General features: G+C 55.6%; 14 protein-coding genes. 13 read left to right on the top strand and 1 reads right to left on the bottom strand.

Annotation, left to right across the window (positions count from 1 at the left end):
* The first annotated feature begins 2 nt into the window (after window positions 1-2).
* From lpxC to ACQY36_RS02400, 4 genes are read left to right on the top strand one after another with little or no spacing between them, the layout of a single operon-like run.
* Window positions 3-827, top strand: a complete 825-nt coding sequence (gene lpxC, locus ACQY36_RS02415) for a UDP-3-O-acyl-N-acetylglucosamine deacetylase (protein ID WP_428055052.1) — start codon at window positions 3-5, stop codon at window positions 825-827.
* Window positions 824-1,315: a 3-hydroxyacyl-ACP dehydratase FabZ gene (fabZ, locus tag ACQY36_RS02410; protein WP_428055050.1), complete on the top strand. Its 492-nt coding sequence runs from the start codon at window positions 824-826 to the stop codon at window positions 1,313-1,315. The genes lpxC and fabZ overlap by 4 nt, the downstream gene beginning before the upstream one ends.
* Window positions 1,308-2,105: an acyl-ACP--UDP-N-acetylglucosamine O-acyltransferase gene (lpxA, locus tag ACQY36_RS02405; RefSeq protein ID WP_428055048.1), complete on the top strand. Its 798-nt coding sequence runs from the start codon at window positions 1,308-1,310 to the stop codon at window positions 2,103-2,105. The genes fabZ and lpxA overlap by 8 nt, the downstream gene beginning before the upstream one ends.
* Complete coding sequence (locus ACQY36_RS02400; protein ID WP_428077536.1) at window positions 2,095-2,922, top strand: LpxI family protein; 828 nt, start codon at window positions 2,095-2,097, stop codon at window positions 2,920-2,922. Before lpxA ends, ACQY36_RS02400 begins: the two co-directional genes overlap by 11 nt.
* Before the next feature lie 58 nt (window positions 2,923-2,980).
* Here the strand turns inward: ACQY36_RS02400 and ACQY36_RS02395 are convergent, their stop codons facing one another.
* Window positions 2,981-3,481 (bottom strand): pilin, encoded by a 501-nt coding sequence (locus ACQY36_RS02395; RefSeq protein ID WP_428077535.1) that lies wholly within the window; start codon window positions 3,479-3,481, stop codon window positions 2,981-2,983.
* 186 nt (window positions 3,482-3,667) lie between these two features.
* Between ACQY36_RS02395 and tpiA the strand changes: the two genes are divergently transcribed.
* The 9 genes from tpiA to xerA are packed head-to-tail and all read left to right on the top strand — an operon-like array spanning window position 3,668 to window position 15,746.
* Window positions 3,668-4,423 (top strand): triose-phosphate isomerase, encoded by a 756-nt coding sequence (gene tpiA / locus ACQY36_RS02390; protein WP_428055042.1) that lies wholly within the window; start codon window positions 3,668-3,670, stop codon window positions 4,421-4,423.
* A gap of 16 nt (window positions 4,424-4,439) precedes the next feature.
* Window positions 4,440-5,084 carry a deoxyribose-phosphate aldolase gene (gene deoC, locus ACQY36_RS02385; RefSeq protein ID WP_428055040.1) on the top strand — a complete coding sequence of 215 codons (645 nt, stop codon included), beginning with the start codon at window positions 4,440-4,442 and terminating at the stop codon, window positions 5,082-5,084.
* A complete protein-coding gene (locus tag ACQY36_RS02380) occupies window positions 5,081-8,296 on the top strand; it encodes a DnaA ATPase domain-containing protein (protein WP_428077534.1) in 3,216 nt (1,071 codons plus the stop codon). The genes deoC and ACQY36_RS02380 overlap by 4 nt, the downstream gene beginning before the upstream one ends.
* 3 nt (window positions 8,297-8,299) lie before the next feature.
* Window positions 8,300-8,749, top strand: a complete 450-nt coding sequence (locus ACQY36_RS02375) for a hypothetical protein (protein WP_428055036.1) — start codon at window positions 8,300-8,302, stop codon at window positions 8,747-8,749.
* The gene (locus tag ACQY36_RS02370) at window positions 8,749-9,855 is read left to right on the top strand and encodes a hypothetical protein (protein ID WP_428071698.1); all 1,107 of its coding nucleotides are present in this window, start codon (window positions 8,749-8,751) and stop codon (window positions 9,853-9,855) included. The genes ACQY36_RS02375 and ACQY36_RS02370 overlap by 1 nt, the downstream gene beginning before the upstream one ends.
* A gap of 2 nt (window positions 9,856-9,857) precedes the next feature.
* Window positions 9,858-11,396, top strand: a complete 1,539-nt coding sequence (locus tag ACQY36_RS02365) for a YifB family Mg chelatase-like AAA ATPase (protein ID WP_428077533.1) — start codon at window positions 9,858-9,860, stop codon at window positions 11,394-11,396.
* A 1-nt stretch (window position 11,397) separates the two neighbouring features.
* Window positions 11,398-12,534, top strand: a complete 1,137-nt coding sequence (gene dprA / locus ACQY36_RS02360; protein ID WP_428077532.1) for a DNA-processing protein DprA — start codon at window positions 11,398-11,400, stop codon at window positions 12,532-12,534.
* Between the two features lie 21 nt (window positions 12,535-12,555).
* Window positions 12,556-14,847 (top strand): type I DNA topoisomerase, encoded by a 2,292-nt coding sequence (gene topA, locus ACQY36_RS02355; RefSeq protein ID WP_428055028.1) that lies wholly within the window; start codon window positions 12,556-12,558, stop codon window positions 14,845-14,847.
* A 17-nt stretch (window positions 14,848-14,864) separates the two neighbouring features.
* Window positions 14,865-15,746 (top strand): site-specific tyrosine recombinase/integron integrase, encoded by an 882-nt coding sequence (gene xerA / locus ACQY36_RS02350; RefSeq protein WP_428055026.1) that lies wholly within the window; start codon window positions 14,865-14,867, stop codon window positions 15,744-15,746.
* Window positions 15,747-15,749: the final 3 nt, after the last annotated feature.

Genomic DNA, 15,749 nt, shown 5'->3' with positions numbered 1-15,749 from the left:
TTATGAGAAAAACCCTTGCTTCTCCCGCAGTCGTCAGCGGCATTGGGCTTCATACGGGCGTACCCGCCACGATGACGTTCAAACCCGCAGACAACGGCATTACGTTTTTGCGTACGGACATTAAAGACGCCAAACCCATTCAAGCGCGCCTGGACAACGTAGGCTCCACCCTGCGCGGAACCAACTTAAAAAACGAAACCGCCGAGGTGTGGACGGTGGAACACGCGCTTTCGGCGCTGCACGCGCTGGGCATTACCGACGCGGCCGTGGAAATGGACGGCCCGGAACCGCCCGTCACCGACGGTGCAAGCGACCAATACGTAGACGCCCTGCAAAAAGCAGGCCTTACGGAACTGGACGCCGAACAGCCGCTGTTAAACATCAAACAGAAAATCACGTATTCCTGCGGCAGCATTTCCTACTCGGCCGAACCCGCCGACAAGCTGACGTTTACGTTCCTGTTCCTGCACAAACACCCGCTGGTCAGCCGCCAGGAATTTACGCTTGAGTTTACGCCCGAAAACTATATTAAAGAAATTGCGCGCGCGCGCACGTTCGGGTTTGAAGAAGAACTGGCGTTTTTAAAAGCGCACGGGCTGGCCAAGGGCGGCAATTTGGAAAACGCCGTCATCGTAGGCAAAGACAAATTTTTAAACGAGCTGCGCTACCGGGACGAACTGGTGCGCCACAAAATTTTAGACCTGGTGGGCGACATCAGCCTGACGGGCCGCAAGCTGCCGCCGCTTAAAATCACCTGCGCGTGCGGCGGGCACAAACACAATGTTATTTTTGCCAAGATTCTCTTGGCCAATTCGGAGGACAAATGAGCGCAAAATCCGCCAGTTTAAAGGAATTTCTGACGCTTCCCGTACTGGAAACTTACGATCAGGAACAGATTAAAAACAACATTCCCCACCGCGAGCCGTTTTTGCTCGTGGACGAAGTAAAAGTGTTGGAAGACAAAAAGAAATACGTCGGCGTACGCCGCGTCCGCCCGGACGAGTATTATTTTAAAGGCCATTTCCCCGCCCACCCGGTTATGCCGGGCGTGCTGGTGGTGGAAAGTATGTCCCAGGCGTTTGGCGGAGCCATTATGAGCTATATGACTCAGGGCAAAGGCGGCCTGCCGCTGTTTTTAAGCATTGAAAACGCCAAATTCCGCAGTATGGTGCACCCCGGCGACCTGCTGGAAATGCCCCTGGAAATTTTGCGGTTAGGCAAAATCTCTAAAATTTATGCAGAAGCCTACGTGGGCGGCAAGCTTTGCGCGCAAGCCACCCTTAATTTCATCTTAGGAGAAACCCCCAATGTCTAATATTCACCCCACGGCCCTGATTAACCCGTCCGCCCAAATAGATCCGTCCACCACCGTCGGTCCGTTCACCATTATCGGCCCGGACGTCGTCATCGGCAAAAACAATAAAATCGGCCCCCACTGCGTGATTGAAAACACCACCATGGGAGACGATAACGAAATTATCGCCAGCGCGTTTATCGGCGTCAAACCGCAGGATTTGTCCTACAAAGGCGAACCCACCCGCGTAACGATGGGCAACGGCAACCAAATCCGCGAATGCGTTACCATCCACCGCTCCACCCATCTGGACAGCCCGACCTCCATCGGCGACGGCTGCCTGCTGATGGCCAACGTACACGTGGCGCACGACTGCCACCTGGGCAACCACATCATCATCGCCAACAGCACCGGCATCGCCGGACACGTAACGGTGGAAGACCGCGTGGTTATGTCCGGCATGGTCGGCATTCACCAATTTGTACGCATCGGCACGATGGCCATGCTGTCCGGCGGCGCCATGATTCCGCTGGATATTCCCCCCTACTGCATCGCCCAGGGCGAACGCGCCCGGCTGGTGGGGCTCAACGTCGTGGGTATGCGCCGCGGCGGCCTGGACAGAGCAAGCATGACCGAAATCAAACGCGCCTACAAACTGCTGTTCCGCAGCGGCAAACGCCTGGACGATTCTATTGCCGAGCTGGAAGCGCAAAACCCGTGCCCCGAAGTGCGGCATATGATTGATTTCTGCAAAGCTTCCAAGCGCGGCGTAACCATGGCCAAACGCAAAATGAACGAGCATGACGACTAACAAAATCGGCCTGATTGCCGGCGAAGGAAAAATGCCCGTCTACATCGCCCAAAAAGCGGCGGCGAAGGGGTATGAAGTGTACGTCGCCGGCGCAAAAGGCAACGCCAAAGAAGAAGATTACAAAGACTGCGCGCGCGTATTCAAACTGTTTAGGCTGGGGCAGCTGGGCGCGGGCATCCGTTTCTTTAAAGAAAACGGCGTCACCCGCGTGATTATGGCGGGGCGCGTACAGCACACGTCTATTTTTTCCAACTTAATGCCCGACCTGCGCGGAGCCAAATTTTTGGCCTCTTTAAAAAATATGCAGACCAAAAACATCCTTTCGCGCGTGATGGACGAGTTTAAAAAAGACGGCATTGAGTTTGAACATTCCGCCCTGTTTCTGGAAGATTTTATGCCCGCCAAAGGCGTGCTTTCCGTCCGCCGGCCGACGGAAGAGGAAACCCAAACCGTGGCGTTTGGCTATAAAACCGCCAAAGCCGTGGCCGCGCTGGACATCGGGCTTACGTGCGTAGTCAGCCAAAGCGCGGTAATCGCCGTGGAAGGGATGGAAGGGACGGACCGCTGTATTCAGCGCGCGGGGGAACTCTACCGCCAATCGGCGGAGAAGAAATCGTCCGTGGCCGTTGTAAAAGTGGCACGCCCCAACCAGGACAACCGCTTTGACCTGCCCGTCATCGGCAAAGGCACGCTGGAAACCATGCATCAGGCGGGTTTGCACATACTGGCTTTTGAAGCCGAAAAAACGCTGGTGCTGGACCTGGAAGACGTCATTAAACTGGCGGATAAGTACAAGATTTGTGTGATGGCGGTTTAATACCGCACTGCCTATCAAAAAATCCCGGCATTGAAAACCGCCGGGATTTTTTATGCCATTATAACGGGAGTGTATATTCATCGCACGCCCCAATCACACACCTGGGGTTGCCTGTATTGATCAACACGCCGCCCAAACTGCGGCATAAGCCGGCGGCGCGGGCGTCATGCAACGCGGCTTGGCACGTCCATCCCAGGTAAGAGTTTCCTTTATCATACCCCCGCACCACGGAATTATGCAGTTGTTTGGTGTCTGTAATATACAAATAAAGAGAAGTTACACATAACAGCACGCCCTCCCGAACGGAAACGCAGGGACCGTCTTGCTGGTCAGCACGCAGCGAAATATCCAAATCATTGATATTATCGGTATAGGAACCGTTGGCTAAATAATAGCGTTCCTGGGCTTCTTTAAACGGCCGTGCCAGCGAAATCAATTCGCTGTAACGCGCTTTATCCACGGCTTTCTGGTACTGCGGCACGGCTGCCGCCGCCAATATACCTATAATTAAAACCACCACCAACAGCTCTATAAGCGTAAATCCGAGACTTTTTTGCACGGGATATATCCCCCCATTTATATAAGTTAATAATCCCAATTTATCAAAAAAAAAAAACAATACAAGCCCTTTTCCGGCGGGTCTTTTCAATTCGCTTACTTTATGATAGTATTTAATAGGAAGTCTCTCGCCTAAGGACGGGAGAGCGTTCTATGTATGCTTAATATAAGAAGAGGAATTTAAACAATGACTAAAAGAACACCTATCATCGCCGGAAACTGGAAAATGCACAACACGCTGGCGGAATCGGCCGCGCTGATTGACGCGCTTGCCAAAGCCGGCAATAAAAACAATGCCGAAATCATCGTCGCCCCGTCCTATACATCTTTAGCCAAAGTGGCCGAACTCGCCAAAGGCACCGAAATTAAAGTGTCCGCGCAGGACGTACACTGGGAAGACAAAGGCGCTTTCACCAGCGCGGTTTCCCCCGTGCAGGCCAAAGACGCCGGCGCCACCCACACCCTTATCGGCCACAGCGAACGCAGAAGCGTTTTCGGCGACACCGACGAAATTTTGAATAAAAAAGTGGCCGCCGCCCTGCGCCACGGCCTGACCGTTATCTTCTGCGTGGGCGAAACCCTGGAAGAACGCGAAGCCGGCAAAACCCTGTCCGTCATTGAAGGCCAGCTGGCAAACGGCTTGAAAGGATTTACCGAAGAACAATTAAAAGGCCTCGTCATCGCCTATGAACCCGTCTGGGCCATCGGCACCGGCAAAACCGCCACGCCCGAACAGGCGCAGGAAGTCCACGCCAACGTCCGCGCGTACCTGGCCAAAGCCTATTCCCCCGCGTTCGCCGAAGCCACCCGCATTCTCTACGGCGGCAGCGTGAAAGACTCCAACGTGGACGAAATTATGGCTAAAGCAGACGTGGACGGCGCGCTCGTGGGCGGACAGTCTTTAATCGCCGACAAATTCGCCCGCATCATTAACTTCAACTAAATTAAAGGAGTTTCATATGAACCTGGCAAAACTGATTGACCACACCATTTTAAAACCCGTCGCCACGCAAGAAGATGTACGCAGCCTGATTGAGGAAGCCCGCCAGTACGGCTTTTTCAGCGTCTGCATCAACCCGTTCTGGGTGGCGTACGCCAAAGAACTCTTGAAAGGTTCGGACGTAAAAGTGTGCACGGTAGTCGGTTTTCCGCTGGGGGCCAACACCACGGCCGTCAAGGTTTATGAAACGCAGGACGCTTTAAAAAACGGCGCCGACGAGATTGACATGGTCATCAACATCGGCGCCCTTAAAGCCCGGGATTACAAAACCGTTTTAGAAGATATTAAAGCCGTTCGCCGGGCGTGCGAAGGCCATGTGCTTAAAGTCATTATTGAAACGTCCCAGCTGACGGATGAAGAAAAAGTGAAAGCCTGCGAGCTGTCCGCCGAAGCCGGGGCCGATTTTGTCAAAACGTCCACCGGTTTTACGGGCGGCGGCGCCACCGCGGCCGACGTGGCGCTTATGCGCAAGTCCATCCCGGCCCATATGCAGGTTAAAGCGTCGGGCGGCGTGCGCACACGCGAAGATTTTGACGCTATGGTCGCCGCCGGGGCCACCCGCATCGGCGCCAGCAGCGGCGTAAAAATTATAGAGGGAAAATGATTAACCATTGGGATATTATTTCCCGTATTGACCCCAAAACGCAAAGCCGCTGTTACACCCTGGTAACGGACGGCACGGAGCACGACGCCCGGATGATAGCCAAAAAGCTGGAAGGCTACGCCCAGCCGCCGGCGCCCGCCGTCGCGCCCTTTGTATATGCGTTTGAACTGCCTTCGGATTTGGACGAAGACACGCTGGAAAAAATCCGCACCGCAGCCGCCGAAGGCGTTGTGCAGACCAACAAAGTAAACCAATTCGTCCCCGGCGGCATTTTAGGCGACCCGCTGTTTAACGCTGACGCCGCCAAAGAAGACAAAGAATTTCCCACCTTTATGACACTGGACCCCTCCGAAAGTTTTTTCCGCGCGGACAAACCCGCCCCGGCCGTCCCCGAAGAGGCCGCGCCGTCCGTATCCGACGACGTGCCCCAGGCTCCCGAACAAAAAGAAGTGCAGGAGCTGGAAGCGCACCGCGTAAAGTTAGACGCCGAGCCGGACACGCTGGGCCTTCAAAAACAAACCGTGGCCGCGCCGCCCGTCACCGATAAAGAACATTCCGGCGAAATCACCATCAACGACAAAGATATGCTGATTAAGGACATGGAAGGCACCATGCTGGACCAAATGCCGCTGGAAGACATTTTCTCCGCCGAAACCAAATACGATATGTTTCTGGATTTGGAAAACCAGAAACTCGTCAAAAATTCCCAAACCCAGCGCGAGCAGAAAATCACGTCCCTGGCCGACGGGAAAGACAGCCTGGAAGAATCTTTTAACGTATTTGAACAGAAAATCAAAGACCAAACCTGCATTATTGATTTGGACGATTTAAACGCCATTACCGACCGGCTGTCCAAAAAAGATATGGGTTTTGTCCAGCACGCGGCGGCGGAAGCCCCCGTGGAGCAAACGTCTCCCGCCAGTCCGGAGCCCGAAACACGGCAGCAGGCGCCGGAAATACCCGATTTAGCCGCCCCGGCCCCCCAAACGGCCGAAGCCGCACAGGAAGCCGCCGCCCCCGCGCAAGATAAAACCCCGGCGGTGGATGCCTTTGAAAAAGCGGAAGAACAAACCGCCGAAGAAACGCCGTCGGCGGAAGACCCTTTTGAGCAAATAGAAAAAGCCGCCGAAGCCAAAGAAAAAACGCAAAGGCTTACCCGGCCCTCCCTGCCGGATATTACACTGCCCCGGGCGGCGGAATCACTCTCCGCCGAAGAAAGCCCCGCGGACGAAACGCCCGGGCCGGCGGCCGCCGCCGAACCGGCGGAAGAAGAACCGATTAATCTGGGCCCGTCGCCGGAAGAAGCTTCCGTGCTGACCATTGACCCGAACGAGACCGCTTCCGGCTTCATCCCGGAAGAAGTGGTCCTCGTCAACACCGTGCCGCCGCTTAAAAAGGCGCCCAAATCCCTTTCGTCCGACGAACCGTCCGAAGACCTGCCGGAAATTACCATCCGCGGCCAAAAGATTGATTCGCTGGACAAAACGTTCAATCTGGAAACGACGCTCAATACCGAAATTATGAAGCACCAATACGAAAAGTCGTTCCACGATACGCAGGCGGCGCCGCCGTCCGGCCCCAAAAAGCCGGCCGCCGCACCGCTCCAAACGCCGCCTCCTGCCCAGGAGCCGCCGCGGGAAGAACGCCCCAAGCGCAAAGTGCTGCGCCTGGTGGGCAAAAAACAGCCGCAGGAGCCTGTTACACCGCAGGCCGCCGCACCCAAAAATTTAACAGATGTTCAACCGGGGGAACCGATTATGGAAGAAAATAAAGAAGAGAAAACCACTTTCAGAATAAGACGCAAAACGGACCAGGCTCCCGGTGCGCCAATACCGCCCGTCCCCCCCGCTCCGTCCGCGCCCCGGGCGCACGCTCCGGCCACGCCGGCCGTTCCGGCCGCGCCCAAACCCGCGCCGCAGGCCGCCGCACACAATCCGGCCGCGGCCAACACCATTATTGAAAAAACCAAAACCATTGACCATTCCATTGAAATCCCCCTCTCTGAGCTCAAAAAGCACAACTGGCCGCTGGAAGTGCCGCTTGTGCCCACGTATACGCTGGAAAATATGGTAATGTCGGTCAACCGCTTTGCGCACGCGACGGCTATCTCGGTGATTGACAACCCCGGTAAGCTCTACAACCCGCTGGTGCTGCACGGAGCCACGGGCACCGGCAAAACCCATTTCTTAAACGCCATGGCCTATGCGTTTTCCAAGAAATACGGCCAGGAAAACATTTTTATGACCAACGGCGTGCGCCTTTCGCGCGGTATTCAGCGCTATGTGATGGAAGGCAACATTGAAAAATTTGAAAAATTTATGGACACGGTAAAAGTACTGCTGATTGACGACATCCACCTAATCGCCATCAACGAACAGAACCGCGTGCATATTTCCAAACTGCTCAACAAATTCTTAAAAGAGCAGAAACAAATCGTCATTACGTCCAAATATCCGCCGGAAAGCCTGGAAAAACTGGAAGAGCTCATCAAGTTCAAGCTGGACTCGGGCTGGATTTCCGAATTAAAACCCGCCAGCGGAGCCGCGCATTTTAAAATCGTCAAAAAAATGCTGCTGGACAACGGCGTAGACTTAAACGATACGCAGATTACCGAATTTTTCGGCGGCCCGCATATGACGCTGGGCACCGTTACGCGCAGCATACGCCGCTTGAAAGTGCTTGAAAACCTGATTTTCCCGCACATACCGGAAACGGAACGCTCGCAGGCCACGATTTTTGAAAAACTGCTGGCCACCTCCGGCGAAGACGCCGCCAGCGAAATTTTAAGCCGCGACCCGGACAGCGTCACCTCCATCTCCACCGTGGGCAACGGCGAATGGGGAAGAATCGGCTTCTTCTACCCGCAGAACAGCTCGCACATGATGAACTGGATGGTGTACGCGCTTCAGCAGCGCGCGGCCGAGCTGGGCGTAACCGGCGGGTTTGACATTGCGGTCCGTTCGTCTTACGCTACGGAAAACATCATTTCTTCCGCTTTTAAAATCGCCAACCTGTGCGACAACAAAAAGCTTAAAGGCGCGGTCATTTTAGGGCCTGCGTTAACGGTGTGCGACCCGTCCGTGCGCGAGAATTTCTACGATATTCTCACGCATATGCTGGAAATTATGCTCATCCGCTGCGGCATCATCAATTTTGAAGACGCCAAAGCCCCCAGCACGTATGTAAAAGTTATTTCGGAACTTTTGAGGTAACCTATGAAAAAACTGTTTGTTCTCTGCGCCGCCGCGCTGTGCCTGTGCGCCTGCGCCTCCGGCATGAAATCCGCGGTGAAAGACGGCGCCATCGCCCCTTCTTTTAACGATACGCTCTTAGACAGCAGCTATTTATGGGTGCGCGGCTTCGGCGCGGCCAACCCGGCCCACACGTCCGACTCTCAGCGGCGCATTATGAGCCGCGAAGCCGCCATCGCGCACGCCTACCAGCGCGCAACCGAAGTGCTTTACGGCGCCAATCTGGAAGCCAATGTGCAGGTGGTGGACGCCGTGTCCGCCGGCAGCACGATTGACACGTCGGCCAACGGCGTTATCAGCCAGATGGAGCTGGTGTCCACCGAATATATGGAAGACGGCGGCTGCGCCGTGATTATGCGTTTGGACAGAAACCGCCTCAAAGCGGCCGGAATTGACCCGGAGGGTAAAAAATAATGAAAAAACTGCTTTTAATTTTGCTGGCCGGAACGCTTGCCCTGTCCGCCTGCGGTTCTTTACGCATCGGCCCCAAGGGCGAAGGCGAATACGTGGAAGCCGAATCCCTGGTTCCGTATGACGAGAACAATATAAAACAAATGAAGAAAGACGGCATTATGGCCGCCCAGCGCGCCGCGGTGGAAAAAGTGGCGGGCGTATTTATTTCTTCGGCCACGACCGTGGACCAGGCCCAGCTGGTGGAGGATAAAATCGTCTCCAAAACGGCCGGGTTTATCCGCAGAAGCCACGTGCAGAAATCTTACCGCAAAGGCGACGAATTTTACACCAAAATCAAAGCCATGGTGCTGGTGAAGGACATCGGGGACATTATCAAACAGTCCGAGTCCGACGCGTTTGCCAAAAAAACCAACATTCTGGTTACTTCGCGCGAAATGACCGGGGACGATATTTCCCTGCGCCAGGACTGCAAACAGGCCATTTACCGCGTGCTTAAAAACCAGCCGTTCGCCCTCGTAAACGGGGATAATTTAAGCCAGAATAATATTGAAAACCCCAACCCCACCGTGGACAAAGCCCGCTCCGAAGGCGCGCGCTTCGTCATCGTGGCGGACGTGCAGGCCAGCCCGCTGGCGGCCCTGCCCGGGATGACCTCTCCGTTTAAATCCTACCGCGCCCGCGCCAACATCCGCACCTACGCCACCAACAACTACGCCGTGGTGGCCGAAGGAGCCGAACAGTTAAGCGGCCTGGACCCGATGCCCGAAATCGCCGCGCAGAAAGCCATTTCCGCCGCCTGCGAAGCCGCCGCCAAACAGCTGGTGGAACCGATTAACGCCGCCATCAACTCGGCCACGGTGTTTAACGTAACCATCAAGGACGTGGGCAACATTGAACGCTTAAAACAAGTGCAGGACATTCTGCGCAACCTGCGCGAAATTGAAGATTTCAACCTCGTGCGCTACGCCAACTCGGCCGCGCAGTTTGAAGTGTCGGCCAATATCGCCACGCCCGAGGAACTGGCCGCCAAAATCATCCGCAAGTACAACGTTAATTTCACGGTGGTTACCATCACTCCCAGCGCCATCGTGCTGAGCTTTAACTGATTATGCTGGCCAACGTATGCACCGGCGCGATTAAGGGGATAGAAGGCTTTTGCGTCTGCGTGGAAGTGGACGTCGCCCCGGGTATGCCTACGCTGGCCGTAGTCGGCCTGCCGGACGCCGAAGTGCGCGAAAGCAAAGAGCGCGTGGTGGCGGCCGTGCGCAACAGCGGTTTTGATTTCCCCGCCAAACGCATCACCGTCAATTTAAGCCCCGCCGAGCTGCGCAAAAGCGGCACCCAGTTTGACCTGCCCATCGCCCTGGGCATTTTGGCGGCCACCGAACAGCTCTCGCCCGAAGCCGCCGGAAAAATAAAAGACTTGCTGGTACTGGGCGAGCTGGCGCTGGACGGGTCCCTGCGCCCGTGCGCGGGCGTGCTGCCCATGCTGATTTCCTGCAAAAACCTCGGCAAAACCGCCGTCATTCCGCCGCAGAACGTATTGGAAGGCCAAGTGTCCGGCGCGCCGTTTATCACGCCGCACACCTTAAAAGAACTGGCCGCGTACCTGGAAGGGAAAACCGAAGAATCCGCCGTCAAACTGGCCTACCTGCCGCAGCCGGAAGAAGAACCCGCGCAGGAGCTGGATTTTTCGGAAGTAAAAGGCCAGGCGCTCGCCAAACGCGCGCTGGAAATTGCGGCCGCGGGCGGGCATAACGTGCTGATGATCGGCCTGCCGGGAACGGGCAAAAGCATGCTGGCCAAACGCTTCCCGGGCATTCTGCCGCCGCTGACGCAGGACGAATCGCTTGAAATCACCAAAATTTATTCCATTTGCAATTTAATGGGCAAAAGCAGACTTTTGACCCGCCGCCCGTTTCGGGACCCGCACCACACCATTTCGGACGTCGCTCTCATCGGCGGCGGCTCTACGCCCCGGCCGGGCGAAGTGTCCCTGGCGCACAACGGCGTGCTGTTTTTAGACGAATTTGCCGAATTTTCCCGTTCTTCCCTAGAAGTCCTGCGCGAACCTTTGGAAAACAGCCGGGTTACCATTTCGCGCGCCAAAGAAACCGTTTCCTATCCCGCGCGCTTTACCTTAATCGCGGCGATGAACCCCTGCCCCTGCGGCAATTTGGGCAACCCGTTAAAGCCCTGCACGTGTTCCCCCATGCAAATCAACCGCTATAAATCCCGCATTTCCGGGCCGCTGCTGGACCGCATTGACTTAACCGTCAACCTAAACCCCGTTAAATATACGGACTGGAACAAACAGAGCGAAGGCGAAACCTCCGCCCAAATCCGCGCCCGCGTGCTAAAAGTGCGCGAAATCCAGCGCGAACGCTTTAAAAATTCGGCCACCACCGCCAACGCGTTTATGACGAGCAAAGAAATCAAGGAGTTCTGCAAACTCCCCCCGGGGGCGGACGAAGTGCTGGAAACGGCCATGCGCAAATTCGGGTTAAGCGCGCGCAGCCTGGACAAAATTTTAAAAACGGCCCGCACGATTGCGGACCTGGAAGGAAAGGCGGACATTGAGGTAAAACACCTGGTGGAAGTGATGCAGTACCGCCCGCTGGACCGCAAAGGAGTGGCCGACATTTAATATGAACCCGTCCGTTTCCGCCGCCGAACGGCTGGCACGCATCCAACTAAACGCGTTTTTGTTCTTCCGCGCGGACTGGCTTGAACGGCTGATTGAAATTTTCGGCTCCGCGCAGGAAATCCTGCGCCAGGACGCGCAAACCCTGGCCCGCGAAGCCAATTTAAATCCTTCTACAGCGGCCCACCTGCTGCGAGACGCCTTTGCCGTCAACCCGCAGGAAGAGTGGGACAAAACCGCCGCCCTGGGCGGCCATATTCTGGTGCCGGAAGACGACGAATACCCCCAGGCTCTAAAAAATATCAAAGAAGCGCCCGTGGTCCTTTACGTGCTGGGCAAACTGCCCGGAAACGAAAAAGCCTGCGTGGGTATGGTGGGCACGCGCAAAATCACCCCGTACGGGCGGCGCGCGGCCGCCAAGCTGGCGGGCGAACTGTCCGAATGCGGCGTAACGGTGGTCAGCGGGCTGGCGCGCGGAGTGGACAGCGAATGCCATGCCGCCGCCGTGCGGCTTAAAAAACCGACCGTAGCCGTTATCGGTACGGGCGTAGGCCGCTGTTATCCGCCCGAAAACCGGGCGCTGGAAAAAGCTATCCTTCAGTACGGGGGAGCGGTCATTTCCGAGCTTCCCTTCAGTAAACCCCCAAACGCGTTTCACTTTCCCCGCAGAAACCGCATTATCGCCGCGCTTTCCCAGCCGGTCGTAGTGATTGAAGGCGAAATAAAATCCGGCGCGTTGATTACCGCCAAACTGGCTTTGGAAATGGGCAAAGACGTGCTGGCCGTTCCGGGGCCGATAGACAGCGTGCAATCCGGCGGCCCCAATGCGCTTATCCGGGACGGCGCGGGGGTTGTAACCTCCGTTACAGATATACTAGACTATATACCACAGCAGCTCCGTTTCGGGCTGGACCAGCGCTTCTTTGAAGCCGGTTCTGACGCGCCCGCCAAACCGGAGGAAGATTTGACGCCCCGCCAGCGCGAGGCGATGCACGCCGTGGGCGGCGGACAGGCCAGTCTGGACCAGATAGCCGAAGCCCTGGGCGCGGACGTGCCCGAAGCGGCGTCGTTATTGTTTGAACTGGAAGTAAAAGGGTTCCTGGCCTGCGAAAACGGCCTGTACAGCAAAAGCAAATTTTAAGACTTATTAAGGAAGTGAATTATGGCAACCACCAACGTAAAAGGCAAAAAGCTGGTAATTGTGGAGTCTCCCACCAAGCAAAAAACCATCAGCAAGATTTTGGGGAACGATTTTATCGTGCGCAGCTCGTTCGGGCACGTGCGGGATTTGCCGTCCAAAGACATCGGGGTGGACATTGAACACGATTTTAAACCCACCTACGTCGCGGTAGACCGCGCCAAACGCCTGATTGCGGAGCTGACCGCCGCCGCCAAAAACGCCAGCCAAATTTACCTGGCCACCGACCCTGACCGCGAGGGCGAAGCCATCGCGTGGCATTTGGTGGAGCTGTTAAAACTGCCCAAAGACCGCTACGAACGCATCTATTTCCACGAAATTACCCCGGCGGCCATTAAAGAATCTTTCGCGCACGCCCGCAAGATTGACGACAACCTCGTCAACGCCCAGCAGGCCCGGCGCATTCTGGACCGTATTGTAGGCTATAAGCTCTCCCCGCTTTTGTGGAAGAAAATCACCTCCGGCCTTTCCGCCGGACGCGTACAGTCCGTAGCCGTGCGGCTGCTGGCCGAACGCGCCAAAGAAATAGCCGATTTTAAAGAACAGGAATACTGGACCATCGGCGCACAGTTTGAAAAACCCGGCGCCGCCCCTTCTTTCTGGGCGCGCGTAACCAAATGGCAGGGCAAAAACGTGGAGCAGACCACGACATACAAACTCTTTGCCGAAGATTACAAGGTAAAAACCACCGTTTTTGACAAGCCGGAAAAACTGGCCCCGCTCTCGGAACTGTTAAGAAAGGGCCCCAACACCGTGCTGAAGGTGGAGAAAAAAGAAGTTAAGCAGAAGCCCAAACCGCCTTTTATCACCAGCTCTATGCAGCAGGACGCGTATAACAAGCTGGGCTTCCCGTCCCAAAAAACCATGATGACGGCCCAGCACCTCTACGAAGGTATTGAAATTGCGGGCCAGACGGTCGGTCTTATCACCTATATGAGAACGGACTCGTTCAACGTCTCCAAACTCCTGCAGGAACAAACCAAAAAATTTATCGGCGAAAAATACGGCCCCGCGTTCGTGCCGGCCAAACAGCCCGTTTACAAAAGCAAAGTAATGGGCGCGCAGGAAGCGCACGAAGCCATCCACCCCACCGACGTGCACCGCACGCCGCAGGCGATGAAGCCCTATTTAACGTCCGACCAGTACAAATTGTACGAGCTTATCTGGCTGCGTTTTGTGGCCAGCCAAATGGCCGACGCGGTGTTTAACACCGTGGCGATTGACATTGCCGCCGGGAGCGAAAAAGAATGCGTCCTGCGCGCGAGCGGACGCACGGTAAAATTCCCGGGCTACTTGTCCATTTACAAGGACCTGGACGAGGATTCTTCCGACGAAAAAGAAGACGGAAGCGCCCTGCTGCCCGCGCTGACGGAAGGGGACGAATTAAAACTGTTGGACCTTAAAACCAAAGACCACAAAACCACCCCGCCCCCGTGCTATAACGAAGCCAGCCTGATTAAGACGCTGGAAAAACACGGCATCGGCCGCCCGTCCACGTATGCGCCCACGATTAAAACCATCCTGGACCGCAAGTACATCGCCCGCCAGCCCAAAACCAGCAAGCTCGTCGCCACCGATTTGGGCATTACGGTAACGGACAGCTTAAAAGATTTCTTTAAAGAAATTATGGACCTTTCCTATACCGCCGGCGTGGAAGAACAGCTGGACCAGGTGGCCGAAGGGAACCAGAAGTGGGTGTCTTTGCTCTCGGCCTTTTACGGCAACTTTAAAAAAGAGCTGGACGACGCCGACAAAGGCATGCAGCGCCCCGCCGCCAAAGAAACCAACGAAAAATGCCCCGTCTGCGGCAAGATGATGCTGCAAAAAAGAAGCCGCTTCGGCGAGTACCTCGTCTGCAGCGACCCGGAATGCAAGGGCAAAATCAATTTAACGAGCTCCGGCGAAAAAGTACAGCCGGAAAAAACCGACGAAGTGTGCGACAAATGCGGCGCGCCGATGGTGATTCGCACCGGCCGGCGCGGCAAGTTTCTGGCGTGTTCGGCGTACCCGAAATGCAAGAACACCTATTCGCTGGACGCCGAGGGCAACAAAGTGGCCTCCACCGGGCCGATTGTTACCGACCGCCTGTGCGAAAAATGCGGCAAGCCGATGGTGCTCCGCACTTCCAAACGCGGCGAATTTCTGGGCTGTTCCGGCTACCCCAAGTGCAAAACCATCGTTACGGTTACGCCGGAAGAAATTGAACAAATCAAGGCGGCGCACGCCGCCAAAACAGCGGCGAAAGACGGCAAATAACGCCGGCGGAGGGCGGCATGGAAGAATGGGTCAGCGCGTTTCTCGTCCATTTGCAGAACAAGAATTTTTCGCCCCATACGGTAAAAAGTTACCGCGCGGATTTGCACGAGTTTCTGCTCTTTTTTAAACAGCGAAAACAGGACGATTTGCGCCATTTTACGTCGGCCAATATCCGTTCGTTTCTGGCCGCGCTGCAAACGAAAAACGACCCGGCCCGCAACACCGTGCTGCGCAAAATAGCGTCGCTTCGCAGTTTTGCCGCGTTTTTACTGACGCAGGGCAAGCTGGAGCGCAACCCGTTCAAACTGCTGCCCGCGCCCAAGCGCGAAAAAATCCTGCCCAAGTTTCTCTCGGAGCAGGAAACGGACCGCCTGCTGGAAACGGCGGCCAACAGCAAACACTTTGCCGCGCGCGACAAAGCGCTGTTTGAACTGATGTACTCCAGCGGCCTTCGCCGAAGCGAAGTAACGGGCCTGAACATAAAAGACGTGGACTATTTTAACGGCATCGTCAAAGTATTCGGCAAAGGCGCCAAGGAACGGCTCGTGCCGGTGACGGACGCGGCGCTGGACGCGCTTAAAATATACCTGGCCTGCCGCAAAAACCCGCAGCCGGACGACGCGCTCTTTTTAAACAAAAACGGCAAACGGCTGACGGGCGACGGGCTGGCTTATATTTTTAAAAATACGGCCATAGCCTCGCACCTGGCGCGCAAAGTAACGCCGCACAGCCTGCGCCATTCGTTTGCCACGCATCTGTTAAACAACGGCTGTGATTTAAGAAGTCTGCAGGAAATGCTGGGCCACAAAAGTTTATCCGCGACGCAGGTGTATACCCACGTGTCGCTTGAAAAATTAAAAAGCGTGTACGAGCACGCACATCCGAAAAACAAGGAGTAATAT

It is taken from the genome of Candidatus Avelusimicrobium alvi (genome assembly GCF_958451995.1).
Taxonomy (GTDB): Bacteria; Elusimicrobiota; Elusimicrobia; order Elusimicrobiales; family Elusimicrobiaceae; genus Avelusimicrobium; species Avelusimicrobium alvi.
This window is presented reverse-complemented; position numbering and strand designations above follow the sequence as displayed.

What these genes read in the sequence shown, in the direction of transcription:
- dprA (WP_428077532.1), top strand. Translation starts at nt 11,398, where the DNA reads ATGAACCCGTCCGTTTCCGCCGCCGAACGGCTGGCACGCATCCAACTA.
- topA (WP_428055028.1), top strand. Translation starts at nt 12,556, where the DNA reads ATGGCAACCACCAACGTAAAAGGCAAAAAGCTGGTAATTGTGGAGTCT.
- lpxA (WP_428055048.1), top strand. Translation starts at nt 1,308, where the DNA reads ATGTCTAATATTCACCCCACGGCCCTGATTAACCCGTCCGCCCAAATA.
- tpiA (WP_428055042.1), top strand. Translation starts at nt 3,668, where the DNA reads ATGACTAAAAGAACACCTATCATCGCCGGAAACTGGAAAATGCACAAC.
- deoC (WP_428055040.1), top strand. Translation starts at nt 4,440, where the DNA reads ATGAACCTGGCAAAACTGATTGACCACACCATTTTAAAACCCGTCGCC.
- ACQY36_RS02380 (WP_428077534.1), top strand. Translation starts at nt 5,081, where the DNA reads ATGATTAACCATTGGGATATTATTTCCCGTATTGACCCCAAAACGCAA.
- fabZ (WP_428055050.1), top strand. Translation starts at nt 824, where the DNA reads ATGAGCGCAAAATCCGCCAGTTTAAAGGAATTTCTGACGCTTCCCGTA.
- ACQY36_RS02375 (WP_428055036.1), top strand. Translation starts at nt 8,300, where the DNA reads ATGAAAAAACTGTTTGTTCTCTGCGCCGCCGCGCTGTGCCTGTGCGCC.
- xerA (WP_428055026.1), top strand. Translation starts at nt 14,865, where the DNA reads ATGGAAGAATGGGTCAGCGCGTTTCTCGTCCATTTGCAGAACAAGAAT.
- ACQY36_RS02370 (WP_428071698.1), top strand. Translation starts at nt 8,749, where the DNA reads ATGAAAAAACTGCTTTTAATTTTGCTGGCCGGAACGCTTGCCCTGTCC.
- ACQY36_RS02365 (WP_428077533.1), top strand. Translation starts at nt 9,858, where the DNA reads ATGCTGGCCAACGTATGCACCGGCGCGATTAAGGGGATAGAAGGCTTT.
- lpxC (WP_428055052.1), top strand. Translation starts at nt 3, where the DNA reads ATGAGAAAAACCCTTGCTTCTCCCGCAGTCGTCAGCGGCATTGGGCTT.
- ACQY36_RS02400 (WP_428077536.1), top strand. Translation starts at nt 2,095, where the DNA reads ATGACGACTAACAAAATCGGCCTGATTGCCGGCGAAGGAAAAATGCCC.